This is a genomic window from Gramella jeungdoensis (genome assembly GCF_023805255.1).
GTDB classification, from domain to species: Bacteria; Bacteroidota; Bacteroidia; order Flavobacteriales; family Flavobacteriaceae; genus Christiangramia; species Christiangramia jeungdoensis.
On sequence record NZ_JAMSCK010000002.1, the window covers coordinates 762,794 to 788,777 of the forward strand.

At 38.3% G+C, this 25,984-nt stretch carries 23 protein-coding genes; 10 read left to right on the top strand and 13 right to left on the bottom strand.

What is annotated here, in order from left to right:
* Positions 1-20 precede the first annotated feature (20 nt).
* Positions 21-1,415: a sugar transferase gene (locus NE848_RS07560; RefSeq protein WP_252112064.1), complete on the top strand. Its 1,395-nt coding sequence runs from the start codon at positions 21-23 to the stop codon at positions 1,413-1,415.
* Positions 1,416-1,720: 305 nt separating this feature from the next.
* Here the strand turns inward: NE848_RS07560 and lnt are convergent, their stop codons facing one another.
* Entirely contained in the window at positions 1,721-3,316 is a 1,596-nt protein-coding gene (lnt, locus tag NE848_RS07565; protein WP_252112066.1) for an apolipoprotein N-acyltransferase, read from the bottom strand.
* A 220-nt stretch (positions 3,317-3,536) separates the two neighbouring features.
* On the opposite strand from lnt, the gene NE848_RS07570 reads away from it, so the two are divergent.
* Positions 3,537-4,283, top strand: a complete 747-nt coding sequence (locus NE848_RS07570) for a CDP-alcohol phosphatidyltransferase family protein (RefSeq protein WP_252112068.1) — start codon at positions 3,537-3,539, stop codon at positions 4,281-4,283.
* Here the strand turns inward: NE848_RS07570 and NE848_RS07575 are convergent.
* Entirely contained in the window at positions 4,280-6,127 is a 1,848-nt protein-coding gene (locus NE848_RS07575; protein WP_252112070.1) for an asparagine synthetase B family protein, read from the bottom strand. The two genes, NE848_RS07570 and NE848_RS07575, sit on opposite strands and share 4 nt — an antisense overlap.
* Positions 6,128-6,162: 35 nt before the next feature.
* Positions 6,163-6,903 (bottom strand): LPS export ABC transporter ATP-binding protein, encoded by a 741-nt coding sequence (gene lptB / locus NE848_RS07580; RefSeq protein WP_252112131.1) that lies wholly within the window; start codon positions 6,901-6,903, stop codon positions 6,163-6,165.
* 77 nt (positions 6,904-6,980) lie between these two features.
* Between lptB and NE848_RS07585 the strand changes: the two genes are divergently transcribed.
* Positions 6,981-7,781, top strand: coding sequence for a sulfotransferase (locus NE848_RS07585; RefSeq protein WP_252112072.1), 801 nt, complete (start codon positions 6,981-6,983; stop codon positions 7,779-7,781).
* Here the strand turns inward: NE848_RS07585 and NE848_RS07590 are convergent, their stop codons facing one another.
* The 3 genes from NE848_RS07590 to NE848_RS07600 are packed head-to-tail and all read right to left on the bottom strand — an operon-like array spanning position 7,782 to position 9,937.
* Entirely contained in the window at positions 7,782-8,135 is a 354-nt protein-coding gene (locus NE848_RS07590) for a carboxymuconolactone decarboxylase family protein (RefSeq protein ID WP_252112074.1), read from the bottom strand.
* Positions 8,136-8,138: 3 nt separating this feature from the next.
* Complete coding sequence (gene tatC, locus NE848_RS07595; protein WP_252112076.1) at positions 8,139-8,972, bottom strand: twin-arginine translocase subunit TatC; 834 nt, start codon at positions 8,970-8,972, stop codon at positions 8,139-8,141.
* Entirely contained in the window at positions 8,972-9,937 is a 966-nt protein-coding gene (locus NE848_RS07600) for a KpsF/GutQ family sugar-phosphate isomerase (RefSeq protein WP_252112078.1), read from the bottom strand. Before NE848_RS07600 ends, tatC begins: the two co-directional genes overlap by 1 nt.
* A gap of 85 nt (positions 9,938-10,022) precedes the next feature.
* Here NE848_RS07600 and recQ point away from each other — a divergent pair, with 85 nt between their 5' ends.
* The gene (recQ, locus tag NE848_RS07605) at positions 10,023-12,218 is read left to right on the top strand and encodes a DNA helicase RecQ (protein ID WP_252112081.1); all 2,196 of its coding nucleotides are present in this window, start codon (positions 10,023-10,025) and stop codon (positions 12,216-12,218) included.
* A 70-nt stretch (positions 12,219-12,288) separates the two neighbouring features.
* Here the strand turns inward: recQ and NE848_RS07610 are convergent, their stop codons facing one another.
* The 3 genes from NE848_RS07610 to NE848_RS07620 form a co-directional block, all read right to left on the bottom strand.
* Entirely contained in the window at positions 12,289-12,891 is a 603-nt protein-coding gene (locus tag NE848_RS07610; protein ID WP_252112083.1) for an outer membrane beta-barrel protein, read from the bottom strand.
* Positions 12,892-13,012: 121 nt separating this feature from the next.
* Complete coding sequence (locus NE848_RS07615) at positions 13,013-13,966, bottom strand: transketolase family protein (protein WP_252112085.1); 954 nt, start codon at positions 13,964-13,966, stop codon at positions 13,013-13,015.
* 34 nt (positions 13,967-14,000) lie between these two features.
* On the bottom strand, positions 14,001-14,846 hold the full coding sequence (locus tag NE848_RS07620) for a transketolase (protein ID WP_252112087.1): 846 nt from the start codon (positions 14,844-14,846) through the stop codon (positions 14,001-14,003).
* 170 nt (positions 14,847-15,016) lie between these two features.
* On the opposite strand from NE848_RS07620, the gene tgt reads away from it, so the two are divergent.
* The 6 genes from tgt to NE848_RS07650 all read left to right on the top strand — a co-directional run bounded on the left by tgt (position 15,017) and on the right by NE848_RS07650 (position 21,774).
* A complete protein-coding gene (tgt, locus tag NE848_RS07625; protein WP_252112089.1) occupies positions 15,017-16,147 on the top strand; it encodes a tRNA guanosine(34) transglycosylase Tgt in 1,131 nt (376 codons plus the stop codon).
* 9 nt (positions 16,148-16,156) lie between these two features.
* Positions 16,157-17,233, top strand: a complete 1,077-nt coding sequence (locus NE848_RS07630) for an LptF/LptG family permease (protein ID WP_252112091.1) — start codon at positions 16,157-16,159, stop codon at positions 17,231-17,233.
* Positions 17,234-17,330: 97 nt separating this feature from the next.
* Positions 17,331-18,284 (top strand): acetyl-CoA carboxylase carboxyltransferase subunit alpha, encoded by a 954-nt coding sequence (locus tag NE848_RS07635; protein WP_252112093.1) that lies wholly within the window; start codon positions 17,331-17,333, stop codon positions 18,282-18,284.
* A gap of 169 nt (positions 18,285-18,453) precedes the next feature.
* The gene (gene dnaB, locus NE848_RS07640) at positions 18,454-20,010 is read left to right on the top strand and encodes a replicative DNA helicase (RefSeq protein ID WP_252112095.1); all 1,557 of its coding nucleotides are present in this window, start codon (positions 18,454-18,456) and stop codon (positions 20,008-20,010) included.
* Positions 19,982-21,334, top strand: coding sequence for an asparagine synthetase B (locus NE848_RS07645; protein ID WP_423747999.1), 1,353 nt, complete (start codon positions 19,982-19,984; stop codon positions 21,332-21,334). Before dnaB ends, NE848_RS07645 begins: the two co-directional genes overlap by 29 nt.
* A gap of 17 nt (positions 21,335-21,351) precedes the next feature.
* Positions 21,352-21,774 carry a secondary thiamine-phosphate synthase enzyme YjbQ gene (locus tag NE848_RS07650; protein WP_252112099.1) on the top strand — a complete coding sequence of 141 codons (423 nt, stop codon included), beginning with the start codon at positions 21,352-21,354 and terminating at the stop codon, positions 21,772-21,774.
* A gap of 53 nt (positions 21,775-21,827) precedes the next feature.
* On the opposite strand, the gene rplT is transcribed toward NE848_RS07650, so the two are convergent.
* The 4 genes from rplT to thrS form a co-directional block, all read right to left on the bottom strand.
* A complete protein-coding gene (gene rplT / locus NE848_RS07655) occupies positions 21,828-22,172 on the bottom strand; it encodes a 50S ribosomal protein L20 (RefSeq protein ID WP_131399570.1) in 345 nt (114 codons plus the stop codon).
* A 132-nt stretch (positions 22,173-22,304) separates the two neighbouring features.
* A complete protein-coding gene (rpmI, locus tag NE848_RS07660; RefSeq protein WP_011708523.1) occupies positions 22,305-22,502 on the bottom strand; it encodes a 50S ribosomal protein L35 in 198 nt (65 codons plus the stop codon).
* 75 nt (positions 22,503-22,577) lie between these two features.
* Entirely contained in the window at positions 22,578-23,126 is a 549-nt protein-coding gene (gene infC, locus NE848_RS07665; protein WP_341482783.1) for a translation initiation factor IF-3, read from the bottom strand.
* 21 nt (positions 23,127-23,147) lie between these two features.
* A complete protein-coding gene (gene thrS, locus NE848_RS07670) occupies positions 23,148-25,100 on the bottom strand; it encodes a threonine--tRNA ligase (RefSeq protein ID WP_252112101.1) in 1,953 nt (650 codons plus the stop codon).
* Between the last annotated feature and the right edge of the window lie 884 nt (positions 25,101-25,984).

Genomic DNA, 25,984 nt, shown 5'->3' on the forward strand with positions numbered 1-25,984 from the left:
GTCCGGAATGCAATTTAACCATGTCTCAAAAACCCCTCTTTCATTTCGAGATCTCAGAACGTAAGATCCTATTGCGTTTGTTTGATATGTTAGCCGTGCTTCTTACACTTGCAGTTGTGGGGGTGGTATTTGAATTCGATTATTTTAAAATAAATACCGATTACTGGAACTGGACACTGGTTTTTCTGATTTATCTTAATCTCTTTGCCAGTGTTTTTGAACTGTATGATCTACATAAAGCCGATCGATTTGATAGTGTGATTAAGAATGTGCTTCTTACTTCCAGTCTTACTGTTCTTTTTTATATTCTAACACCATTTTTTACTCCAAGTCTTCCGGCAAACCGCTTGCAAATACTCTTTTTCTTTCTTTCAATAGCAGGAGCGCTTCTTATGTGGCGTTTTTTATATATAAACCTTATATCTTCTCCCAGGTTTTATAAAAGAGTCTTGGTAGTGGGAGATTCATTTGACATCAAACTCATAGCCGAAGCCCTTCAGAAGTCAGACCCTAATTATGTGGTGGCGGGTTATGTAAATACAGATAATAAATTAAAAACTGAATTTAAAAAGGAGAACCTTATACGTTTTGAAGTAGATGAGTTGCAAGGAGCTATAAAAGAATATCATATTAATGAAATTGTTGTGGCCAGTGCCTATCAGAAAGGCCTGATGCTTCCATTATACAACGAATTAAGTGAGCTTCTTAAGAAAGGTTTTCCTATAAGGGATTATACGCAGGTATATGAAGAAATTACCAGGAGGATACCGGTACAAAATGTAGATAAGGATTTTTATAAATATTTTCCTTTTAGCAGAAGTAATCAGAATAAGTTCTATCTTTTTGTTTTCAGGATATTCGATATTTTGGTGTCATTCTTCGGACTTCTTTTCTGCCTGTTTATCCTGCCTTTTGTAATAATAGGAAATCTTTTAGGGAATAGAGGTAAACTCTTTTATACGCAGGAACGGGTAGGTAAGAATGGAAAGATCTTCAATATTGTTAAAATGAGAACCATGATACATGATGCTGAAAAGGCTGGTCCTCAGTATGCTCAAAAGAATGATTATCGTGTAACTAAATTTGGCAGGTTTTTAAGAAGATCAAGAATTGATGAAATCCCACAATTCTATAATGTTCTTAAAGGTGATATGAGTCTGATTGGACCCCGACCTGAAAGGCCGGTTTTTGTAAAAGAGTTATCTGAACTTATACCTTTTTACGAAACCAGGCATATTGTAAAGCCGGGATTGACTGGGTGGGCACAGGTGATGGCTAATTATGGGGATTGCCACGACGACAGCCTTGAGAAACTGCAATATGATCTTTATTATATAAAGCATAGGGGAATATTCCTTGATCTTAGTATCCTTCTCAAAACACTGAGTACAGTAATTTTCTTTAGGGGACAGTGATTTTAGTTTGCAGTTTTCAATTGGCAGTTTATTTAGATCCTTCAATTCGTTCGAGATGACTAGTGAAGGACTCAGGAGAAGAAAGCTATAAGCACTAAGCTTTAAGCCTGATCTTAGCAGGTATGTAGCTTCTGGAGTCTGCTAGTTTTTAATATTCCTGCTGCGCTGAGCTTGTCGAAGCGCGCTATGATATGAATGCGGAAATAGGCCTTCGTCAGAAACTAGGTCCGGCAATCTTCGGAGCAGATAAGAAAACTCATTTAACATTCAACATTCAAAATTTTTAATAAGGCATAATCATTTGATCAAGCCGGGCGTTTCCTTCTAAATTTGATAATAGAAAAAAGGAAAATAAATAAGGCCAGAAATTGAGCGATTCTCGCAATATAATCTCCATAATTCACATAGAAGGTCTTTCCGGAAGCTACCCCTACCTTGCCCTTTATTGTACCTCTTTTCTCATATCCAAGACTTTTAACGATATCTCCCCGTGAGTTAATGATTGCAGAGATGCCCGTATTGGCGCTTCTGGCTACATATCGCCTACTTTCAACAGCCCTAAGCTTTGCATAACTTAAATGTTGTTTATGGCCCTGTGTGTTTCCCCACCAGGCATCATTAGTAATGATACATAAAAAATTCGCTTCGTTCTGAACATATTCGGTGACATATTCGCCGTAAACAGATTCATAGCAAATTATTGGAGCAGTACCAGTGCTATCATCTAACCAAAGAACTTCGCGATCTTCCTGGGTTGTTTTCATAGCCACCGTCCCACCCAGATCTATCATGATATTTCCCAGAATGGGCTTTAAAATATTCTGATAAGGAAAATTTTCTACTCCTACCACTAATTTTGATTTATGATATAGCTGGGTGCTATCTACCGATGATTTTACCAGAAATGCAGAATTATAATCATCATACCAGTCTGCAGGACCTATCTGGTTGGTTTGTTTTCTTACCTTTTCGGGATCACTGAATCTTTCATAAAGACTAAGTCCTCCTAAAAAACTAAGATTGGAACTCTTTCGACTTATCTGATTTCCATAAAAAACAGCTTCAGAATTTTCCAGATTGTTCAGTCTGGTTCCATCCGCAAAAACAGTTTCAGGAGCCAGAACGAGGTCTGTAGAATCATTCACCGATTCCTGACTCAGGTTCATTAAAAGCTTTCCTATTCGTTCATCGGTGGTGTTATATTTTTCAGTGTAGGGATTGATATTAGGTTGAAGAATGACAACATTTATATCATCTTCAGGCTCTTCATGATTATAGTACATTAACAACGAGACTGTGATTGGAATACTTAATAGTAGAAAGACTTTTAATGCCGACCTGTATATAATACTTTTTTCTTTGAATTCACGGTATTGCAGAATGGCTTTGAAAACGGCTATGTTGACCAGCATTATCCATAAAGTTCCACCAAAGGTTCCAGTAAATTCATACCATTGTACCCAGCTTATATATTCTGAAAAAACATTTCCCAAGTTCAACCAGGGCCATGAAAAGTCCCAGCTGAGATGTATTTTTTCAAATACCATCCAGATACTTACCAGAAATGCAGCTGCAGCGCTGAAACCGGTTCTTTTTGCTACAACATGATATAATAGAAAGATCAGGGACATTAATAGAGAATTCACGAGAATCGCAAAAGCGCCCCCAAAAGGTGTAGAGAAGTAGATCCAGTAGGTTGTGATGAGATTCCAGATAAAAAAGCTTAAATATGCCAAACCAAAAACCTTGGATTTATTCCAGTTTTTAGAAAAATTCCTTATATGAAATTCTACCAATAGTAAAGGCACGAAAGCAATAAAAATGAATAGGGGAAAACCATAGGTTGGCCAGGCGATCGCCAACAAAACTCCACTTAGTAAAGCGTAGAAAAAATTCCTCATAAATTTTGGGTCTTATCAAAAATAGCAAACTTCCTTATCAATTATCAATTATCAATTATCAATTATCAATTATCAATTATCAATTATCAATTATCAATTATCAATTATCAATTATCAATTATCAATTATCAATTATCAATTATCAAAAGACATTAAAGAAATATTTAGAGCTTTTTCATTTCAAAATAGTAGTTTAGTAAATTCTAAATAAAATCGATCTATGGGAATTAAAAGGCATATTCCTAATCTTATCACTCTTTTGAATCTGTTTAGCGGAAGTCTTGCCGTGATATTTGCGGTAAAGGGTAATTTAGTGCTGGCTGCAATCTTTGTGGCAGCAGGTATTTTCTTTGATTTTTTTGATGGACTGGCCGCCAGACTACTTGATGTTAAAAGTGAAGTAGGATTACAACTGGATTCCCTGGCAGATGTTGTGACCAGTGGCGTTGTTCCGGGAATTGTCATGTATCAGTTACTTACCAAAGCCTTACCGGCAGACGGAGGACTTGGAACTGACTGGAATTCATCGGTATTCGACTTTCAACTGAAACCTTTTGCTCTTTTAGGACTACTAATTGTTCTTGCTTCGGCATACAGGCTGGCTAAATTCAATGTGGATGATCGCCAAACAGATTCCTTTATAGGCCTCCCTACGCCTGCAAATGCACTTTTAATTCTTAGTTTACCACTAATTTTGACCTATCAGCCGGGGCCGTTCATCTCCGGACTTTTACTAAATGAATGGTTTCTATTAATTCTTACCGTTTTGAGTTGTTTTCTTCTTAATGCTGAATTACCTCTTTTTGCTCTAAAATTCAGTGACTGGGGTTTTAAGGAGAATAAGCTTAGATACTTCTTTATTCTTAGTTGTATACTACTGATAGTATTTCTGAAGTTTATAGCAATACCAGTGATTATATTGCTTTATGTGGGCTTATCACTTTTTACACAGCGAGCAAATACTTAATCTTTGTATTTCTTAATTAGTCCTAATTCAGTATTTAAGGTAGCGCCACTAATGATATCCATGTTTGCGAAAGGCCAGCTTTTTAATGTCTTTCTTTTTTTTGCCAGATTGAAGAAGGTTTCAAAATATGCTTTTGAAAGATTATTGTATTCATAGTAAGCTTTAAGATTATCTAGCATATCCTTTTGTTGATATACTTTTGCCCAGTTAATTGATTTAAAAAGCCTGTATCTTTTCTGAATATCTTTCGATTTCATCATTCTCTTGATGAGCCAGTCATCTATTTTAGACCTTAATCCCCATACAGGAATTTTAAATATATTCGACCATGTTTGAGGAATGATTGGGATCTGACTGGTCGGAATGTTTTTAAATTTTTTTAGCTCCGGAGTTTCTTTTAAAAGTTTATTGGCGAAGCGATAGTATAGTCTAAGATTAGGATGAATATTACTGGTTCTTTTTAGCATTTGTATGGACATTCCCGGACTATAGGCATAAAATTTCTCATTGCAAATATTTACCTGGCGGGACAATTCCATTCTGGTGAAAGTATACCATGAGAATAATTCATCATATAATTCAGTGTAAGGAAGATTATGCTCTTCTATTCTATCAAAGATTTCTTCAGTATTAAATAAAGTGGCTCTAATGATCTCTTTCTTTTGATCTATCAGGTCCAGTTTTTCGAACCAAAAATCCACATGCCAGGACAGGATAAAATCTTTTTTGGTTTTCTTCCAGTTTTCAAAAGATGAAGGATTAGAAGGGGTCAGGGGTATTCTTTCCTTTCTGATATAATATTTAATAAAATTTTTCTTCCTGAATTCAGTACTGTTAAACTTCGTTATATTTCTGGCGGGTAGCCCTTCACATAACTCTCCTAATAGAATAGGGTGCTTGGAGGAAGGTTGAACATTCTTTAAAATCTCAAGCCATGAATTCAATTTAACCGATTCCGTGTCTTTGGTGTAAGTAACCAGTGTTTCTTTTTCTGGGAAATACTGTCCAGGGTCAAAGAAAACAGAATGGGAAGCGTGCCGGGTTGCTGCCAATTTTTTTGCGATCTTACTCTCATAATTTGAGGATTCCCCATATGTATAAGCAGATATCCTTTTACCTTCAGGGATTGCGCCTAATGCAATTCTACTATCGATTCCTCCACTAAGTGCAATACTCACATCTTTACTGCCAGCAGTACAAAGCTCTACTTCTTTTTTATAATGAGACCAGTATGTTTTAATTTGATTTTCTTTTAACTCGGCGGAGCCAATATTCTGGTAAAGAGAATTATCAAATTTCTTAAGAAGTAATTTGCCTTTAGAATCAAATCTAACCCACTCACCGGGAAGCAGGCTTTTACAGTTTTTTAGAATAGTTCTTGAGCCAATATTCATAAAACTAGGACCAACTGCTCTCTGAAAAATACCAGCCTTATCAAATTCGGTATTTGAATACCTACCCAGTAATATAAGACTGTTCGAAATGAAAAAATCTTCTCCCTCTTTTAAATAATATAAGGGATAAATATTTGCAGGATCTGTGGCAATTACAATCTCAGAATTTTTCTTATCAAAAATAATACTGGAAAAGCTTCCGGTGATGTTATCACATACCGGCCAGTTTTTTAGAACATGTTGAGCGGCAGATATCTTTTGCTCGGTTTCAATTTGCAGACTGAAATCTTTAAGATAACCATTCGTAATAGAAAATTCATTTTCGGTTTCAGTGATGGTGTTCTTATCATTGATAAGAATGTCGAATGAATTTTGCCTAAGGGAATGAAGATTATTAAAATCTTTAGCCAGTTCAGGATCCAGTTTTTTATTTGAAAAGATGAATTTCATATCTAATCCTGATTTCTGACCTAGAGAAATTGTATTTAATTAAATAACTTTTTCTTCCTTAATTCAAAGTTCTGTCCAAGGTAAACTTTTCTTACCATTTCATCCTCTGCAAGTTCTTCAGGGATTCCATGCTTTAGAATACTTCCTTCGAACATTAGGTAAGTTCTGTCTGTAATAGCCAGGGTTTCCTGAACGTTATGGTCTGTAATAAGAATGCCGATATTCTTATTCTTAAGTTGAGCTACTATTCGCTGAATATCCTCTACGGCGACCGGATCTACTCCAGCAAAAGGCTCGTCAAGGAGAATAAAATTAGGATCAGTTGCCAGGGCTCGGGCTATCTCAGTTCTTCTTCGTTCACCACCACTTAAGAGGTCTCCTCTGTTTTTCCGGATATGGTTCAGGCCGAACTCGTCTATAAGCGATTCCATTTTCATGGTTCTTTCTTTTTTAGAAAGTTTTGTGAGTTCCAGGACGCTCATAATATTTTCTTCTATACTGAGTTTCCTAAAAACCGATGCCTCCTGAGCCAGGTATCCAATTCCGTTCTGCGCCCTCTTATACATAGGATATTTGGTGATATTCACTTTATCCAAGATGATATCCCCGCTATTGGGTTTTATAAGGCCGACGATCATATAAAAAGAAGTGGTTTTACCGGCTCCGTTAGGACCTAATAATCCTACAATTTCACCCTGATTCACCTCGAGTGAAATACCCTTAACAACATCTCTTCCTTTATACGTTTTTACAAGTTTCTCGGCGCGTAATTTCATTCCAGTGTCAATAATAAATTCTATAATTGTATTTTCAGCGGTAATTGGAAAACCCAAAGATAGAATTATAAGCTTAAATGAAAATAATCTTTTTAAATTCATATTCTCCCCGAACAGGGCATAATTTTGTAGCTCAGGTTTTAAAAATTGTTTCGGATGCAGAAATAATACCTCATAACCAGGCAGAGACTAGATTATCTCTCTTTTTAGAGTCTTATCATAAATTACAGCAACAACATTTTATTAAAGGAAGCGTCAAGGATTTTTTAGATTCTATTTTTGTTAAGAATGCACGGGAACGAATTTTAAAGGACTATACAGCATCTTATTTACTTATTAAAGATACAAATCATCAGGGTGTAAGTTTTCAGAAAAAATCATTTCCTGATGATATTCATTTTCTGATGTTCAGAGATCCGAGGGATACTTTAATCTCCATTTTTAAAGGGATGAGGTTTTACAATGAGAAAGGATTTAAAGCAGCTCTAAAGAAAATTGGGTTTTGGAGCGGGCTTTACTCATATTACTACAGTTGGAATTATAGCCGTCATTTTATAAAAACAATTCCAGGTGATCTTGAAGGTTTTTTTGTAATTAGATATGAAGACCTTGTAAAAAGGGATAAGGAAACATTGAAAAGACTAATTCAGATATTCAATTCAAACATGGGTGTAGAAGGATTCATTACTCGTATTAATGAGATTTCAGTTATAAATACTTCTTTTCATAAAGAAGAAACAGGTGGTAAGCATATCTGGGATAGTCAAAATGCGACATCAAAATTTAATCCTGTGAATCGAAAAAATATACCCTTTCTTCATAGAAAGGGTATAGAATTGGGTTCTAAAAAATTCAGAAAAAAATTAGGGTATATTTAGTTAAGACTTAGAGTCCTCTAATGCCTCCCAGTATTCAAAGGCTCTTCTTAAATGAGGAATTACAATGGTCCCTCCAATAAGGGTTCCAATGCTGAGGGTTTCCATGATCTCCTCACGTTTAGTTCCTTCTTTATGACTGGATTCCAAATGGTACTTTACACAATCATCGCAACGCAGTACAAGGGAAGCTACCAATCCCAATAATTCCTTTGTCTTTTTGTCAAGAGCTCCCCCCTCGGTAAAAGCATTAGTGTCAAGATTAAATATACGTTTTAGTACTTTGTTGTTTTCAGATAATATCTTGTCGTTCATCTTCGCACGATACGAATTGAACTCATCTACCTTATCTATCATAGCTTATTTTTTTAATTTTTCTTCTTCTTTTCTATACATGATCTTCGAAATGATAATACTCACTTCATATAGTATCAATACCGGAATAGCAACAATAATCTGGCTCACTATATCTGGAGGGGTGATGATAGCTGAAAGTATCAAGACGATAACCAGTGCATATTTTCTGTATTTCTTCAGAAAATCCGGAGTAACCAGGCCTACTTTTGTAAGGAAATAAATAACGATTGGCAACTCAAAAATAAGTCCGCTGGCCAGAACAGATGCTCTTACAAGACTAATGTAACTGCTCAGATCGAAATCATTAAAAACTGTTTCACTTACCTGATACTTACCAAGGAAATTAATGGATAAAGGTGTAACTACATAATACCCGAATAATACTCCAAGGAAAAATAATAACGAAGTGATAAAAATGAAGCCTTTTGCATACTTCCTCTCATTTGTATGCATTGCGGGAGCTACAAATTTCCAGAATTCATAAATTACATATGGGAAAGCGATAATGAAACCCGCTGTTATCGAGGTCCATACATGTGCCGAAAACTGTCCACCCATCGTTCTACTCTGAATCCTGAAAGGCATTTCCTGGTCACAAAAACCACCATCAATTCCAAAAATTCCTGATAACCTGCATAATACCTTATAGGAAAAAAAATCACCATTAGCCGGCCCAAAAAGCAACACATCAAAGATGAAACCTTTCAGAATAAATGCAATTCCACCCGCAATTACCACTGCAAGTGTAGCCCTTATTAAATGCCATCTCAGTTCTTCAAGATGATCTAAAAATGACATTTCATTAGCCGGATCTTCCTGCGGGGCTATCTTTTCCATTATAAAATTCCTTCTCTAATTAAATTGTGCAAGTGAACCACACCTGTGTATTTTCCATTTTTTACCGCCAGCAGCTGGGATATTTTATTTTTTTCCAAAACCTCAAGTGCTTCAACAGCAAGTTCATTGTGGTCTATGGTTTTAGGATTTTCACTCATGATATCCCTGGCTTTTAAACCTTTGATCTCAGAATGATCCTTCAGCATTCTACGAATATCTCCGTCTGTAATGATACCAACGATTTTATCATTTTCCAAAACAGCGGTAACTCCCAGCATTTTTTCAGAGATCTCGATGATCGCATTGGCAATATCGGTATCCGGGTTTACTTTTGGTATCATGTTTTGTGAGGTAATATCGCTTACTCTTAAATAGAGTTTTTTTCCTAACGAACCTCCGGGATGATATTTTGCAAAATCCTTGCTGCTAAAACCTTTCAGGTTTAAAAGACAGATCGCGAGTGCATCTCCCATAACCATTTGTGCCGTAGTGCTTGTGGTTGGTGCGAGATTATTAGGACAGGCTTCTTTGTCCACATGACAATTCAGAATATAATCTGCTTCTTTTCCGAGGAAAGACTCCTTATTGGCGGTCAAGGCTATAAGGGTATTATGAAAATTTTTTATGAGAGGTACGAGAACTTTAATTTCCGGACTGTTACCGCTTTTAGAGATGCAAATTACCACATCATCCTTTTGCACGATCCCCAGATCACCATGTATGGCATCTGCAGCATGCATAAAAATGGAAGGGGTCCCCGTTGAGTTAAGAGTAGCAACAATTTTATTGGCTATAATAGCGCTTTTTCCAATTCCGGTGACCACAACACGACCTTTGGAACGATATATGATCTCAACCGCTTTGGTGAATTGTTCATCGATGAAATTTTCGAGGTTCGCAATTGCTTCTGCTTCGTTGGAAATTGTTTCTTTTGCAGTAGAAATGATTTGATCTCTAAGTTTCAAATTTGATTAAATTATGAATTGCAGGTACTAAAGAAATATGTATATTTAGTTAATGCAAATGTATGTAAAATTGTAACACAATTGAATGGGTTTGACCGAAATTGATTTACACAAAGAACTGAAGAGGTACTTTGGATTTAGTCAGTTTAAGGGGCTTCAGGAAGAAGTAATTACCAGCATCGTGAAAGGAAATGACACGTTTGTGGTAATGCCAACTGGCGGAGGTAAATCACTATGTTACCAGCTCCCTGCACTTATATCAGACGGTACTGCTATTGTAGTGTCGCCCCTTATCGCATTAATGAAGAATCAGGTAGATGCCATCCGTGGCATATCTTCAGAGCATGGCGTAGCTCATGTTCTCAATTCCTCTCTTAATAAAACGGAAGTTAATCAGGTGAAAAGTGATATCAGGAATGGCATCACCAAGCTCCTTTATGTTGCACCGGAATCTCTTACCAAGGAGGATTATGTAGATTTTCTCAGGAATCAGAAGATTTCCTTTCTAGCCGTGGATGAAGCTCACTGTATAAGTGAGTGGGGCCATGATTTCAGGCCTGAATACAGAAACCTGAGGCATATTCTGAAAAGAATAGGCGACAATATCCCGGTTATTGGTTTAACGGCTACGGCTACTCCTAAAGTGCAGGAAGATATTCTCAAGAACCTTGGGATAACCGATGCTAAAACCTTTAAAGCCAGTTTTAACAGGCCAAATCTATATTATGAGGTAAGGCCCAAGACAAAGAATGTGGATGCTGATATCATTCGTTTTGTAAAGCAGAACGAAGGGAAATCGGGGATCATTTATTGCCTTAGCAGGAAGAAGGTTGAAGAGTTAGCGCAAACCCTTCAGGTGAATGGTATAAAAGCCGTGCCTTATCATGCGGGGCTGGATGCCAAGACCAGGTCTAAACATCAGGATATGTTCCTTATGGAAGATATAGACGTTGTTGTGGCTACAATTGCCTTCGGGATGGGAATCGACAAACCTGATGTTCGTTTTGTGATACATCATGATATACCCAAGAGCATTGAAAGTTATTACCAGGAGACAGGTCGCGCCGGAAGGGACGGGGGAGAAGGTCATTGTCTCGCGTTCTACTCATATAAAGATATTGAGAAGCTTGAGAAATTCATGAGCGGAAAGCCTGTTGCCGAGCAGGAAATTGGCCATGCACTTTTGCAGGAAGTCGTTGCTTACGCTGAAACTTCGGTTTCAAGGAGAAAATTCATCCTTCATTATTTCGGGGAAGAATTCGATTCTGATACCGGTGAAGGAGCAAGTATGGACGATAATGTAAGCAATCCCAAAAAGCAGCATGAAGCTAAGGATGATCTGGAATTGCTCCTGAGAACAGTTGATGAAACCAATGAGTTATATAAGTCCAAGGAGATCGTTAAGACTTTAATTGGCAAATCCAATGCAGTGATCCTTTCTCATAAAACTGATGAGCATCCATTGTTCGGGAAAGGTAGTCATAAGGACAGTAATTACTGGATGGCTTTGTCCCGGCAGGCCTTGGTGGCAGGATATCTTCGAAAGGATATAGAAACATACGGAGTGTTGAAGCTTACTAAAAAAGGACGGGATTTTCTGAGAAACCCGGTTTCCTTTATGATGACCGAAGATCACATTTATGATGCTTCTACTGAAGAAGCGGTTACTGCTAATAGAGGAGGAGCTTCCGTAGATGCTCAATTAGTGAAAATGCTTAAAGAGCTTCGTAAGAAGGTAGCTAAGAAAAAAGACCTTCCTCCATTCGTGATCTTTCAGGATCCTTCGCTTGAAGATATGGCTCTTAAATATCCTATTACACTTGATGAACTCGGTAATATTCATGGAGTGGGAGAAGGAAAGGCGAAGAAATACGGAAAGGAATTTGTCGAGCTTATTTCGAGGTATGTAGAGGATAATGATATTTCAAGACCTGATGATTTTGTGGTAAAATCAACTGGAGCTAACAGTTCTTTAAAACTTTACATTATTCAAAATATTGATAGAAAATTGCCGCTTCCAGATATCGCTTCTGCCAAGGGTATGGAAATGACCGAATTTATTAAAGAAATGGAAGCTATTGTTTATAGCGGAACCAAGTTGAATATTGATTACTGGCTGGATGATATTCTTGATGAAGATCAGCAGGAAGAGATACATGAGTATTTTCTGGAAGCAGAGACTGATAAGATTGATGAGGCTATGGAGGAATTTGATGGGGAATATGATGATGAAGAATTGCGTCTCTATAGAATTAAATTCATAAGTCAGGTTGCAAATTAAGACTAGAACAACATTTATAAATTAAAAAAAGCCCGGCATCCCCGGGCTTTTTTTAATAATAAAATATTTTTTATAGACTATAAGATAAACTTAATATCCACTGTGAAGGTCTGGAATCGATTTTAAATCCTGAATCTGTAGCAATTTCTCCTCCCTGGGCAAAGTTGTCCTGAAACGAACCTTCATGTCTAAGGTCAAATCCTAATCTTCCGAGGTCTATACCGGCTCCAAGCTGATAGCCTACTGTGATATCCCTCTCAACGTCTTCAATTTCATAACCCGCATCTTCAATCTCGTTTTTCAGAACATATTGAAAGGATGGGCCAGCCTTGATGTTCAAAGGTCCTAGCACGTTAATTCCTAAAAGTACAGGGGCATCGATTTTGCTTAGTTTATAATCAAAATCTGAATATTCGGTGTTCAATTCAGTATACATCAGTTCTGGCTGGAGAAAGATTCCGACTATTTCGAATTGCGCAAAAAGCCCGGCATGGAAACCGGTTTTGTTTTCCCCGTCCTCGAATGAGGAAGTAAAATCTCCGGAAACATCACTAAATGATTCATATTCACCCGTAGCTCCATAATTTAAGCCTCCTTTTATACCAAACTCTGCAGTTTGAGCAGACATGCTAAAGCCAGTAAAAATAAGGGCTATCAACATTAACTTTTTCATATTGTTCTGTTTTATTGTTAGGCTAATATAACGTTGATATTTTTTACTTATTTCTGTTTAACAAAAAAATAGCCTTTCAGCAATAAAGCTGAAAGGCCTTTAAATATAAGTAATAGAGTTCTTATTTTCTTTTTAGAACTTTTTCTGTAGCCTTTACGATGGCAGCGGCATTTAAACCATATTTATCCATCAACTGTGCAGGAGTTCCACTTTCACCAAAAGTATCCTGAGTAGCTACAAATTCCTGAGGCGCAGGGAAGTTTTCAGCCAGTGTTCTGGCAACGCTTTCTCCCAATCCGCCAAGGAAATTATGCTCTTCGGCTGTTACCACACATCCTGTTTTCTTTACAGATTTTATAATGGCTTCTTCATCAAGAGGCTTGATGGTGTGAATGTTTATCACTTCAGCACTTATGCCTTTTTCATTAAGCTCTACGGCTGCCTGGATAGCTTCCCAAACCAAATGACCTGTAGCGATAATTGTAACATCGCTTCCTTCATAAAGCTGAACTGCTTTTCCAATTTCAAACTTCTGATCTTCAGGAGTGAAGTTAGCAACTTTTGGCCTTCCGAATCTTAGGTATACAGGTCCGTCATGTTCTGCAATTGCAAGAGTTGCGGCTTTGGTCTGATTGAAGTCACAGGTGTTGATAACCGTCATTCCCGGTAACATCTTCATAAGGCCAATGTCTTCCAGGATCTGGTGAGTAGCACCATCTTCCCCAAGAGTAACTCCTGAGTGAGATGCGCATATTTTTACATTTTTACCGGAATATGCAATGCTCTGGCGTATCTGGTCATATACCCTCCCGGTAGAAAAATTAGCGAAAGTTCCTGTGAATGGAATTTTTCCTCCAATGGTAAGACCGGCAGCTATTCCCATCATGTTAGCTTCGGCGATTCCAACCTGGAAAAATCGTTCAGGGTTTTCTTTTATAAAATTATCCATTTTCAGGGAGCCTACAAGGTCTGCGCATAAGGCAACAACATTAGGGTTAGTTCTTCCTAATTCAGTAAGACCTTCTCCAAATCCTGATCTTGTGTCTTTACTTCCTGAATTCTTATATTCTTTCATTGTGTTTTTAATTTGAAGTGAGAAATTGAAGAGATTAGTAGTCTCCGATGGTTTCCGGGTTTTGTGATAGGGCATTTTCTAACTGCTCATCGTTTGGTGCCTTTCCATGCCACGCGTGGGTGTGCATCATAAAGTCTACTCCGTGACCCATAACCGTATGCATAAGAACACATACCGGTCTGCCTTTTCCGGTACGGGATTTAGCTTCTTTCAATCCGTCGATGACCTGTTGCAGATCATTTCCGTCTTCAATTTCCATAACATCCCAGCCAAATGCTTCGAATTTTGCTCTCAGATTACCCATAGGCAAAACGGTTTCTGTGCTTCCGTCTATCTGTTGCCCGTTAAGGTCTATTGTAGAGATCAGATTGTCTACGTTATTACCCGCAGCATACATGATCGCTTCCCAGTTCTGGCCTTCCTGAAGTTCGCCATCACCGTGAAGAGAATAAACAATGTGCTTATCATTGTTCAGTTTTTTAGCCTGGGCCGCACCAATTGCAACACTCATTCCCTGTCCTAAAGAACCTGAAGCGATCCTTACACCTGGTAAACCTTCATGAGTGGTTGGGTGCCCCTGAAGACGCGAATCTATAAGCCTGAAAGTATTGAGTTCATCTACAGGGAAATATCCGGTACGGGCAAGAACGCTATAATATACTGGTGAAATATGTCCGTTAGAAAGGAAGAAAAGGTCTTCATTTTTTCCGTCCATTGTAAAATCGGTGTTATGGTCCATAACAACTTTATAGAGAGCTGTGAAAAATTCGGTACAGCCTAAAGATCCTCCCGGGTGACCGGAATTCACCTTATGAACCTGCCTTAAAATATCCCTGCGAACCTGGGTAGCAAAATCTTGTAATTCGTTGATGTCTGGCATTTTAAATTGTGTTGTTTTTTAAAAGGCCAAAAATAACTCTTTTAAAAGCTTTGACAAAGTAAGAATACATCAGTTATTAACTTTTTAGGTAAAATACTAACAAGGCTTCCTTATATTATGACTTCCATTTGAGTTTTAGTTGAGTATCTTTGCACCGATTAAATTGAACTATGAAATTTGAACATATAACTACCGACCCCGGTAGTAAAGCCCGAGCGGGAACTATAACTACCGATCATGGAGAAATAGAGACTCCTATTTTTATGCCGGTTGGCACGGTTGGATCGGTTAAGGGAGTGCATCAGCGCGAGCTTAAAAATGATATAAATCCTGATATAATTTTAGGGAACACCTATCATCTATACTTAAGGCCTCAGACCGATATTCTTAAAAAAGCAGGTGGTCTTCATAAATTTATGAATTGGGACCGTAATATACTTACCGATAGTGGAGGCTACCAGGTCTACTCACTTTCAGAAAGAAGAAAAATCAAGGAAGAGGGGGTGAAATTCAAGTCACATATTGATGGTTCGTATCACACTTTTACCCCCGAAAATGTCATGGAGATACAGCGAGCGATTGGCGCGGATATCATAATGGCTTTTGACGAGTGTACTCCTTATCCCTGTGATTATAATTATGCTAAGCGTTCCATGCATATGACGCATCGCTGGCTGGACAGGTGTATTAATCACTTGGAAAAGACTCCCGAAATTTATGATTATAAGCAAACCCTTTTTCCAATTGTTCAGGGAAGTACTTATAAAGATTTAAGAAGACAGAGTGCTGAATATATTGCTAATGCAGGAGCTGAAGGAAATGCGATTGGCGGATTGTCGGTTGGTGAACCGGCTGAAGAAATGTACGCTATGACCGAGGTGGTTACCGAAATTCTTCCTGAAGATAAACCGCGTTACCTTATGGGTGTTGGAACGCCAATCAATATTCTCGAAAATATAGCGTTAGGAATAGATATGTTCGATTGCGTAATGCCTACCCGGAATGGAAGGAATGGAATGTTGTTCACCTCTCACGGAACCATCAATATCAAGAACAAGAAGTGGGAAGCCGATTTTTCTCCGATAGATGAAGAAGGAATAAGTTTTGTGGATTCGCAATATTCAAAGGCATATGTGAGACATTTGTTTTCAGTAAATGAAATGCTAGGCAGGCAAATTGCCAGTATCCATAACCTGGGATTCTACCTGTGGTTGGTAAGAGAGGCGAGAAAGCATATCTTAGCCGGAGATTTTACCTCATGGAAGAACAAAATGGTAAAACAAATGGATAAACGACTTTAATCTGGAGAATTGAAGATTCTTGACTGGTACATACTCAAGCGATATTTGGGAACCTTCATTATGATGCTGGTTCTTTTTATTCCTATTGGAATTACCGTGAACCTTGCTGAAAAGATAGATAAGATCCTGGAGAACGAAGTTCCGTTTATCGAGGTGGTTTATTATTATGTAGATTTTACCGTTTATTTTGCCAATCTCTTATTTCCTATTTTCCTTTTTCTTTCAGTGATCTGGTTCACTTCCAAACTGGCTATGAATACGGAGATCGTCGCCTTTTTAAGTAGTGGAGTTTCTTTTTATCGCTTCTTAAGGCCTTACCTGGTTGGAGCTACCATCGTTTGTATAGGTGCGCTAATTTTAGCGATGTACCTGGCACCTCAGGCCAGTAAGGGATTTAATGAATTCAAATACCAGTATCTGAAGCGGGGAGCTCAAACACAGGAAACCAATGATGTTTACAGGCAGGTAAATGACAACGAATATATTTATGCCAGCCATTTCCAGCCAAAATCGAAATCGGCCAGAAATTTCACCCTGGAGCATTTTGAAGGAAATGAACTGAAATTCAAGATCAGTGCCTCCAATCTGCGATACAATGAAGAGGATAGTACCTACCAGTTAACCCGTGTAAACAAAAGAATAGTACTAAATGAGAGGGATAGCCTTCTAACCATGCGTACCCTGGACACTATCCTTCCTTTTGAATTTGATGAGCTTACTCCGGAATCATACATAGCCGAAACTTTAAATTATACCGAGTTAAACGACTTTATTGAAAAGGAAAGGCGGCGTGGTTCAGGGAATATTAATCGTTATCTTGTAGTAGCTTATAAGAGATGGAGTATTCCAATTTCTGCTTTCATACTTACCATTATCGCAGTGGCGGTAGCTTCATTTAAAAGAAGAGGTGGTATGGGAGTGAATCTTGCTGTTGGTATCACCCTGGCATTTATCTTTATTTTCTTTGATAAGGTCTTTGGAACTATGGCAGAGCAATCTACCTTTTCACCTTTAATCGCAGTTTGGTTTCCCAATGTGGTTTTTGGAGTTCTGGCGGTGATCCTGCTCTACCATGCAAAGCGATAATTACCAAATTCCTATAAAATTTAAAGCTTTTGCGGGAATTCTATCCTTTCAAAGTTCTTATATTTGTAAGCTATAAAAAATAAATACCATAACCCGTATGGAATATTTAGATTTTGAACAACCCATCAAAGAACTTGAAGAACAATATGCTAAGGCATGCAATATTGGTGAAGAAAGTGAAGTTGATGTGACCGCCACCTGTAAGCAGATCGAGAAGAAGCTTATTGAAAAGAAAAAAGAGATCTATAAAAATCTGACTCCCTGGCAAAGGGTTCAGCTTTCAAGACATCCCAACAGACCATATACTTTAGATTACATTAACGCCATTTGCGGTGATACTTTTCTAGAACTGCATGGTGACCGTAATGTAAAAGATGATAAGGCCATGATCGGAGGCCTGGGAAAGATCGATGATCAAAGCTATATGTTCATTGGTCAGCAGAAAGGTTATAATACCAAGACCAGGCAGTATAGAAATTTTGGAATGGCAAATCCGGAGGGTTATAGGAAAGCCTTAAGATTGATGAAATCTGCAGAAAAATTCGGTGTTCCCGTAGTATGTTTTGTAGACACTCCCGGCGCCTATCCAGGGCTTGAAGCAGAAGAGAGAGGACAGGGGGAAGCCATCGCCAGGAATATCCTTGAAATGACAAGATTAAAAGTGCCGATCATTGTAGTGATTATCGGTGAAGGAGCCAGTGGTGGAGCATTGGGAATAGGAGTAGGCGACAAGGTAATGATGCTTGAAAATACGTGGTATTCGGTTATTTCGCCAGAATCCTGTTCTTCCATTCTTTGGAGAAGCTGGGAATATAAGGAGGTTGCAGCCGAAGCTCTGAAGCTTACTGCTTCTGATATGAAAAAACAAAAACTTATCGATGAGATCATCCAGGAGCCTTTGGGTGGAGCTCATAGCAATAAAGAGGAAACTTATAATAAGGTAAAATCTTCGATTTCCAAAGCTTATTCTGAATTTAAAAACTTATCACCAGAAGAACTGGTTGAAAAAAGAATGGATAAATATTTGAACATGGGTGTGTTCAAAGGATAAGTTCTTTATTTATACAACATCGTTAGAAAATCCGGAAGAATGTCTCCGGATTTTTTTATCTTATTAACAAGAAAATATACTTATCAACAGGTAAATTGTTCATTACCTGTTAAGTAAGAAAAGCTAAATTTTTTAAGACTGTCTTAACAAATTTTTTACTTTCGTTACTATGGAAAAAATCACCTCCCCCCAGAATATATCATATAAAAAATCTAATGTTGTAAGTCTAGAAAAAGGAAAGGTTCCGCCGCAAGCTGTTGATTTAGAAGAGGTTGTGCTTGGAGCTATGATGATAGACAAGAAAGGTGTAGATGAGATCATAGATATTCTGCATCCTGAGGCCTTCTATAAAAACGCACATAAGCTCATATACGAGGCGATTAAAAAATTATTCGATAATTCAGAGGCGATTGACTTATTAACCGTTTCCAATCAACTCAAGAAAGATGGCTATTTTGATAAAGTAGGTGGCGATTACTATCTGATTCAACTTACTCAAAAAGTGTCGAGTTCGGCACACATCGAATTCCATGCGCGTATCATTCTGCAAAAATATATTCAGCGTAGTTTGATAAAGATTTCCAACGAGATCATCGAAGAGGCTTTTGATGAAGGAACTGATGTTTTTGATCTTCTGGATAATGCTGAAGCCAAGCTTTATGAAGTAACCCAGGGGAATATTAAACGTTCTACCGAAACTGCTCAGAGTCTTGTAATCCAGGCTAAGAAAAAGATACAGGAGATCTCAAATAAGGAAGGTTTGAGTGGGGTGCCATCAGGTTTTGAAAAACTGGATGAACTAACTTCAGGATGGCAGCCATCAGATTTGATTATCGTTGCTGCACGTCCGGGTATGGGTAAGACGGCCTTGACCCTGTCTATGGCAAGGAATATTGCGGTAGACCAGGGTGTTCCGGTAGCTTTTTTCTCCCTGGAGATGTCTTCGGTTCAGCTTATCACCCGTTTAATATCTTCGGAAACAGGGCTTTCTTCGGAAAAGCTCAGAACGGGAAAACTGGAGCAACACGAATGGGAACAGCTTAACGTTAAGGTGAAGGACCTTGAAAAGGCTCCTTTGTTCATTGATGATACTCCTTCGCTCTCGATCTTCGACCTTCGTGCAAAGGCACGCCGACTTGCTTCGCAGCACGGGATCAGGATGATTGTGATAGATTACCTTCAGTTGATGACGGCCGGAGGAAGCCAGAAAGGCGGTAACAGGGAGCAGGAAATTTCTACAATCTCGCGTAACCTTAAAGCCCTTGCAAAGGAATTAAATGTACCGGTAATTGCACTTTCACAGCTTTCACGTGCGGTTGAGACCAGGGGAGGAAGTAAGCGCCCATTGCTTTCAGATCTTAGGGAATCAGGAGCGATCGAGCAGGATGCCGATATTGTTTCGTTCATCTATCGTCCTGAATATTATAAGATCGAAGAATGGGATGATGAAGAAAGAACTCCTACACAGGGGCAGGCAGAATTCATCGTGGCCAAGCACCGTAATGGTGGACTTGAAAATATCCGACTAAAATTCATTGGAGAACTCGGTAAATTTGATAATTTAGAAGACTTTAGTTTCCCTTCAGAAATTCCTTCGAGCATGAATAGTGCTGAGAATGATAATGATTTCGGAAACTATAATTTACCTAATCCAAGCGCCGATGAGGCTTTTGGAAGTTCAATGAACTCTGATTTTGATGATGACGATAATGATGTTCCGTTCTAATGAAAACAAGCTGAATTCGGCTAGGGAAAACACTATATCTAAAAATATTCCAAGCAGCAAAGTATTGAAGAATGCCTTGCTGCTTTCTTTTTTATTCCTTTTCAGCACCCAGTTATTTGCTTCCAGGATCCTGATCCCAATGGATGCCGAATCTCAAAGCAATCATTTAAAGGCCTATGGAATTGTTTATTATTCGCTCGAGAATCAGTTGAGTGTGAACTGGCTTCTTAATTACCGGGGTGGTTCTTTTCTGATCTCAGATTCTGAAAAACTTCAGAAAGAATGTCAGATAAGAGGTGTAGACTTCGAGGTGATAAGCGATAATATGGCTGAAAGTATCCTGGAGGAAATTAGCAGTCCTTCCAGGAATATGGAATCTGTAGCTCTTGAAAAAGCTCCTAAAATTGCAGTTTACAGTCCCAAGGGCAACAAGCCATGGGATGATGCCGTGACAATGGCCCTCACATATGCTGAGATTCCTTATAAAACTATATATGACAGGGAAGTTCTTAATGATGCCTTACTGCTATATGACTGGCTGCATTTGCATCATGAAGATTTTACCGGGCAGTATGGTAAATTCTATCGTGCTTTCCGTACAGCTCCATGGTATATTGAGGAGAAAAAGAAAGCTGAAGTTCTGGCGAATGAGCTAGGGTATTCGAAAGTTTCTGAAGAAAAACTGGCGGTAGCACTCAAGATTAGAGATTATGTAGTTGGTGGTGGCTTTATGTTCGCGATGTGTAGCGCCACAGATAGTTTTGATATTGCTTTGGCTGCAGAAGGAGTTGATATTGCTGAAGCTATGTTCGATGGAGACCCAAGCGAACCTGGTTACCAGGCGAAAATAGATTTTAATAACACCTTCGCTTTTACCGATTTTGAATTGGAAAGAAGCCCGATGGTATATGAGTTTTCCAGTATAGATATGACTGCAAAACGGCAAATCCCAAAGGAAAGTGATTATTTTACTCTTATGGATTATTCTGCGAAGTGGGATGTGGTGCCAACCATGCTCACTCAAAACCACACCCGGCTGGTAAAAGGGTTTATGGGACAGACTACAAGTTATGATCCTTCGACTGTAAAACCTGGAGTTCTCATTATGGGTGAGAGTAAGCTTAATGGCGAGGCAAGATATATCCACGGAATTAAAGGCAAAGGTTTTTTTACTTTTTATGGAGGTCATGATCCCGAAGATTATCAACACAGGGTAGGTGATCCCAAGACAGAGTTGGAACTACACCCAAATTCTCCTGGGTATAGACTTATACTCAATAATGTGTTGTTTCCGGCTGCCAAAAAGAAGGAGCAAAAAACTTAAAATGGAACTTATTCTTTATGAAGATTTTTCAGAAGGAAATAAAATTAAAATCAAGGAGTAGGGGTTTTCATTTGATTACCGATGAAATCCTTAGTCAGTTTTCTGAATTAAGAAATATTGAAACAGGCTTTTTACAGGTTTTTATAAAACATACTTCTGCCAGCTTAACGATCAACGAAAATGCCGATCCTACAGTCCTTGAGGATTTTGAAAGCCATTTCAATAAAATGGTGCCAGAGAATCAGCCATATTATAAGCATACATTGGAGGGTCCTGATGATATGCCAGCACATATAAAATCTGCTTTAACTGGCACTTCAGTTCAGATTCCTATAACTGGAGGAAAATTAAATTTAGGAACCTGGCAGGGCATTTACCTTTGCGAACATCGTAATCATGGAGGTTCGCGAATACTGGTGCTCACTGCTTATGGCCAGTAATAAAAAAAATCCCGCCATTTGGCGGGATTCTTATATAAGAGAGTGTAATCGTTTTATTTTACTTTTTCAACAATCGCTTTAAAAGCCTCTGGGTTATTCATTGCCAGGTCGGCAAGAACCTTACGGTTAAGACCTATATCACTGGCTTTAAGTTTCCCCATGAATTGTGAATAAGACATTCCATTTTCTCTGGCAGCTGCGTTAATACGCATAATCCAAAGTGAACGGAAATTACGTTTCTTGGCTTTACGGTCTCTGTATGCATAAAGCATAGCTTTTTCAACCGCATTTTTAGCAACGGTCCAAACGTTCTTACGACGCCCGAAATATCCTTTTGCTTGCTTTAAAACTTTTTTTCTACGTGCCCTTTTGGCAACTGAATTTACTGATCTTGGCATATTTTACATTTTTTTGTAGCAGGCGGTCGCTAAACGACACTTTTAACTTAAACTTCAAACTGTCACACTGAGCGCAGTCGAAGTGTTGCCCGACTCCATGGTTAAAAATTTAATTAAACCGAAAACTTCAGTTTACTTTAAACGTAATTGAAGTTTTACATTGTCCTTATCTGCATCATGTACCAAAGTACTGTGAGTTAAGGCTAGCTTACGTTTCTTAGACTTCTTTGTTAAGATGTGACTCTTAAACGCGTGCTTTCTTTTAATTTTACCAGTTCCTGTAAGCTTAAAACGCTTTTTGGCGCTGGATTTCGTTTTCATCTTAGGCATTGCTGTCCTTTTTTATAATTAACTCTCTTATTCTCTTAAATATCTATAAAACCTCTAATTTTTCTTGAGAGGTTATTATTTCGTTTTCTTAGGAGCCATGAACATGGTCATACGTTTCCCTTCCAGTTTTGGCATTTGCTCTACTTTACCATATTCTTCAAGATCCTGTGCTAGTCTTAGAAGTAGAATTTCTCCTTTATCTTTAAATACAATAGATCTACCTTTAAAGAATACAAAAGCTTTAAGCTTTGCTCCGTCCTTCAAGAATTTCTCAGCATTTCTCTTTTTGAATTCGTAGTCATGATCGTCTGTGTTTGGTCCAAAACGGATTTCTTTCACTACTACTTTGCTGGCTTTAGCCTTCATGGCTTTTTCGCGTTTCTTTTGTTCATAAAGAAACTTCTTATAGTCCATGGCCTTAACCACCGGTGGCTTGGCATTTGGTGAAATCTCTACGAGATCAAGCCCCATTTCCTGAGCTATAGAAAGGGCTTTTTTGGTTGGATATACATCCATTTCTACATTGTCACCAACCAGGCGTACTTCGTCTGCTTTGATCTTCTCGTTGATTCGGTGTTGTTCTTCTTTTTGTCTTCCGAATCTGTTCGGTTTTTTTCTACGTATTGCTATGGCTAAAAATTTTAATTAAACTTCAGTTTTAAAAGGCTTTAAGGTACTATTGATTTCTGTATTTATCAAATTTGCGAATTCATCTATCTTCATTGTTCCCAAATCACCTTCACCATGTTTTCGTACAGAAACTGTACCATCCTCTGCCTCCTGCTCACCAACTATCAGCATATAAGGGTATTTGTTGACTTCTGCTTCCCTTATTTTCTTCCCAATAGTTTCGTTTCTATTGTCTACAAGGGCGCGAATTTCGTGATTTTCAAGTAAACTTAAAACTTTTTGGGAGTATTTTTCATATTTCTCACTGAGTGAGAGAATAATAGCCTGCTCTGGCATAAGCCAAAGCGGGAAGTTACCTCCGGTATGTTCCAGCAGGATGGCAACAAACCTTTCCATACTTCCAAATGGAGCACGGTGGATCATTACAGGGCGGTGAGACTCATTGTCACTTCCTTTATATGTAAGATCGAATCTTTCCGGTAAATTATAATCTACCTGAATGGTACCAAGTTGCCAGCTTCTTCCGAGGGCATCCTTTACCATAAAGTCAAGTTTTGGTCCATAGAAAGCGGCTTCTCCAGTTTCGATTACATAATTAAGGCCTTTCTCCTCGGCTGCGGTGATAATGGCTTTTTCAGCTTTCTCCCATACTTCGTCAGAACCTATATATTTCTCCTTGTTTTCAGGATCTCTTAAAGAAACCTGTGTAACAAAATCTTCAAATCCAAGGGAGCGGAATACGTATAATGTAAGATCAATAACATTTTTGAATTCCTGGTCCAGTTGCTCAGGAGTGCAGAAAATATGCGCATCATCCTGGGTAAAACCACGAACCCTGGTTAAACCATGAAGTTCTCCACTTTGCTCATATCTATATACGGTTCCGAATTCGGCAAATCTTTTCGGGAGATCGCGATAACTCCATGAAGATGAATTGTACATTTCACAGTGATGTGGGCAGTTCATTGGTTTTAGCATGAACTCCTCTCCTTCATTAGGTGTGCTTATAGGCTGAAAACTATCTTCACCATATTTGGCATAGTGTCCGGAAGTTACATAGAGTTCCTTACTGCCAATATGCGGGCTTACTACCATTTCATATCCTGCCTTCTTCTGGGCTTTCTTCAGAAAGTTTTCCAGTCTTTCTCTTAGAGCAGCTCCTTTAGGAAGCCATAAAGGAAGGCCCTGACCTACTTTCTGTGAAAAAGTGAAAAGTTCAAGTTCTTTACCTAATTTTCTATGGTCTCTTTTCTTGGCCTCTTCAAGTAGTTCAAGATGTTCCTTTAGTTCCTTCTGCTTAGGGAAAGATATTCCATAAACTCTGGTTAACTGTGGGTTGTTTTCATCTCCACGCCAGTATGCCCCTGCAACATTCATCAATTTTACCGCTTTTATAATCCCGGTATTTGGAATGTGTCCTCCTCTACAGAGATCGGTAAAGGTGTCGTGGTCGCAAAAAGTAATATCTCCATCTTCAAGGTTTTCAATTAGTTCTACCTTGAACGGATTGTTTTCATTTTTGTAAAAATCAAGAGCTTCCTGTTTTGAAACCTCTCTCATCTGGAAATCATGTTTGCCTCTGGCAATTTCCAGCATCCTGTCTTCAATTTTCTTGAAGTCGGTTTCAGAGATCTTTTGGTCTCCAAAATCTATATCATAATAGAACCCCCTTTCAATGGCTGGTCCAATGGTCAATTTTGCTCCAGGGTATAAATCCTGGATGGCTTGTGCCATAACATGTGAAGTAGAGTGCCAGAAAGCTTTTTTTCCTTCGTCATCCTTCCATGTATAGAGTACAAGATCTCCGTCTGTATTTAAGGGGGTGGTGGTTTCAACTGTAGTGTCATTGAATTTTGCTGAAATCACATTTCTGGCAAGGCCTTCACTAATGCTCTTTGCCACCTCCATTGGAGTAGTTCCTTTTTCAAACTCCTTAATACTACCATCAGGCAGAGTAATCTTGATCATTTTGTATAGAATTTTAAGGCCACAAAGATAAGATGTTGAAATTGGTTGCGCAATACATATATACATATATACATATAGGTAATTATAATATCTGTATTTTAGAATTGTAGATTAATAAGTCCTGTTTTTCTGTTTGGGTTTAATTTTTTTGACGGCTGAAACAGTTGAAGAGCAGTAGCTTATGTTCTTGCATGAAAATGCCGATAAAAAAACCTTTTAAAAAGTTTGGTCAAGAGAAAAAAGTAGATGTATATTTGCAGCCGCTTTCGCAGAGAGCGCATGTTCACTGACAGTACTGAGAGTAGGCGATACGGGCTAAAACACGCTTAAAGATTTTCAAAATTTTTCTTTGAATTAATTTGGATTGAAGCGGGGAGTCGTTTTATATTTGCACCCGCTTTGGGAACGAAGCGATGTTCATTAGGGTGTTGAAAAGAGCGATGGAGTTGGAGTTGAGGCTTTTAAAGAGAAGCTAAAATTTTTTATAAAAAACTTTTGGTGGGGAAGAAAAAAGCGTTGTATATTTGCACCCGCTTTCAGAGCGAGCAGCCGTTCATAATTACAGACTGATAGAGTAAGAGAGACCGCCGGATGGGGCGTAGTATAAGGGTTCGACTCCCTGGGTTTTAACGAATCAGTATGCAGTAGCAGTAAGCGGTAGGCAGTGATAAGACTGCCAACTGAGACTGGGAACTGCCAACTGAAAAAGAGTTCATTGATATATTGAATTGACAGGGATTACATTTTTTTTATTAAGGATGTGATCCAGTGTATAAGAATTAAGACTAGAAGAAGTCAACCTGAGCAATTTCTTAGTAGTTGTTAAGTATATTTAAGATTTAACGATGAAGAGTTTGATCCTGGCTCAGGATGAACGCTAGCGG

Coding starts and splice junctions, on each gene's coding strand:
- NE848_RS07570 (WP_252112068.1), top strand. CDS start 3,537: ATGGGAATTAAAAGGCATATTCCTAATCTTATCACTCTTTTGAATCTG.
- NE848_RS07645 (WP_423747999.1), top strand. CDS start 19,982: ATGATGACGATAATGATGTTCCGTTCTAATGAAAACAAGCTGAATTCG.
- NE848_RS07615 (WP_252112085.1), bottom strand. CDS start 13,966: ATGAAAGAATATAAGAATTCAGGAAGTAAAGACACAAGATCAGGATTT.
- NE848_RS07635 (WP_252112093.1), top strand. CDS start 17,331: ATGGAATATTTAGATTTTGAACAACCCATCAAAGAACTTGAAGAACAA.
- rpmI (WP_011708523.1), bottom strand. CDS start 22,502: ATGCCTAAGATGAAAACGAAATCCAGCGCCAAAAAGCGTTTTAAGCTT.
- recQ (WP_252112081.1), top strand. CDS start 10,023: ATGGGTTTGACCGAAATTGATTTACACAAAGAACTGAAGAGGTACTTT.
- NE848_RS07590 (WP_252112074.1), bottom strand. CDS start 8,135: ATGATAGATAAGGTAGATGAGTTCAATTCGTATCGTGCGAAGATGAAC.
- thrS (WP_252112101.1), bottom strand. CDS start 25,100: ATGATCAAGATTACTCTGCCTGATGGTAGTATTAAGGAGTTTGAAAAA.
- NE848_RS07610 (WP_252112083.1), bottom strand. CDS start 12,891: ATGAAAAAGTTAATGTTGATAGCCCTTATTTTTACTGGCTTTAGCATG.
- tgt (WP_252112089.1), top strand. CDS start 15,017: ATGAAATTTGAACATATAACTACCGACCCCGGTAGTAAAGCCCGAGCG.
- lptB (WP_252112131.1), bottom strand. CDS start 6,903: ATGAAATTACGCGCCGAGAAACTTGTAAAAACGTATAAAGGAAGAGAT.
- NE848_RS07575 (WP_252112070.1), bottom strand. CDS start 6,127: ATGAAATTCATCTTTTCAAATAAAAAACTGGATCCTGAACTGGCTAAA.
- NE848_RS07650 (WP_252112099.1), top strand. CDS start 21,352: ATGAAGATTTTTCAGAAGGAAATAAAATTAAAATCAAGGAGTAGGGGT.
- NE848_RS07560 (WP_252112064.1), top strand. CDS start 21: ATGTCTCAAAAACCCCTCTTTCATTTCGAGATCTCAGAACGTAAGATC.
- tatC (WP_252112076.1), bottom strand. CDS start 8,972: ATGGAAAAGATAGCCCCGCAGGAAGATCCGGCTAATGAAATGTCATTT.
- rplT (WP_131399570.1), bottom strand. CDS start 22,172: ATGCCAAGATCAGTAAATTCAGTTGCCAAAAGGGCACGTAGAAAAAAA.
- NE848_RS07620 (WP_252112087.1), bottom strand. CDS start 14,846: ATGCCAGACATCAACGAATTACAAGATTTTGCTACCCAGGTTCGCAGG.
- lnt (WP_252112066.1), bottom strand. CDS start 3,316: ATGAGGAATTTTTTCTACGCTTTACTAAGTGGAGTTTTGTTGGCGATC.
- NE848_RS07585 (WP_252112072.1), top strand. CDS start 6,981: ATGAAAATAATCTTTTTAAATTCATATTCTCCCCGAACAGGGCATAAT.
- dnaB (WP_252112095.1), top strand. CDS start 18,454: ATGGAAAAAATCACCTCCCCCCAGAATATATCATATAAAAAATCTAAT.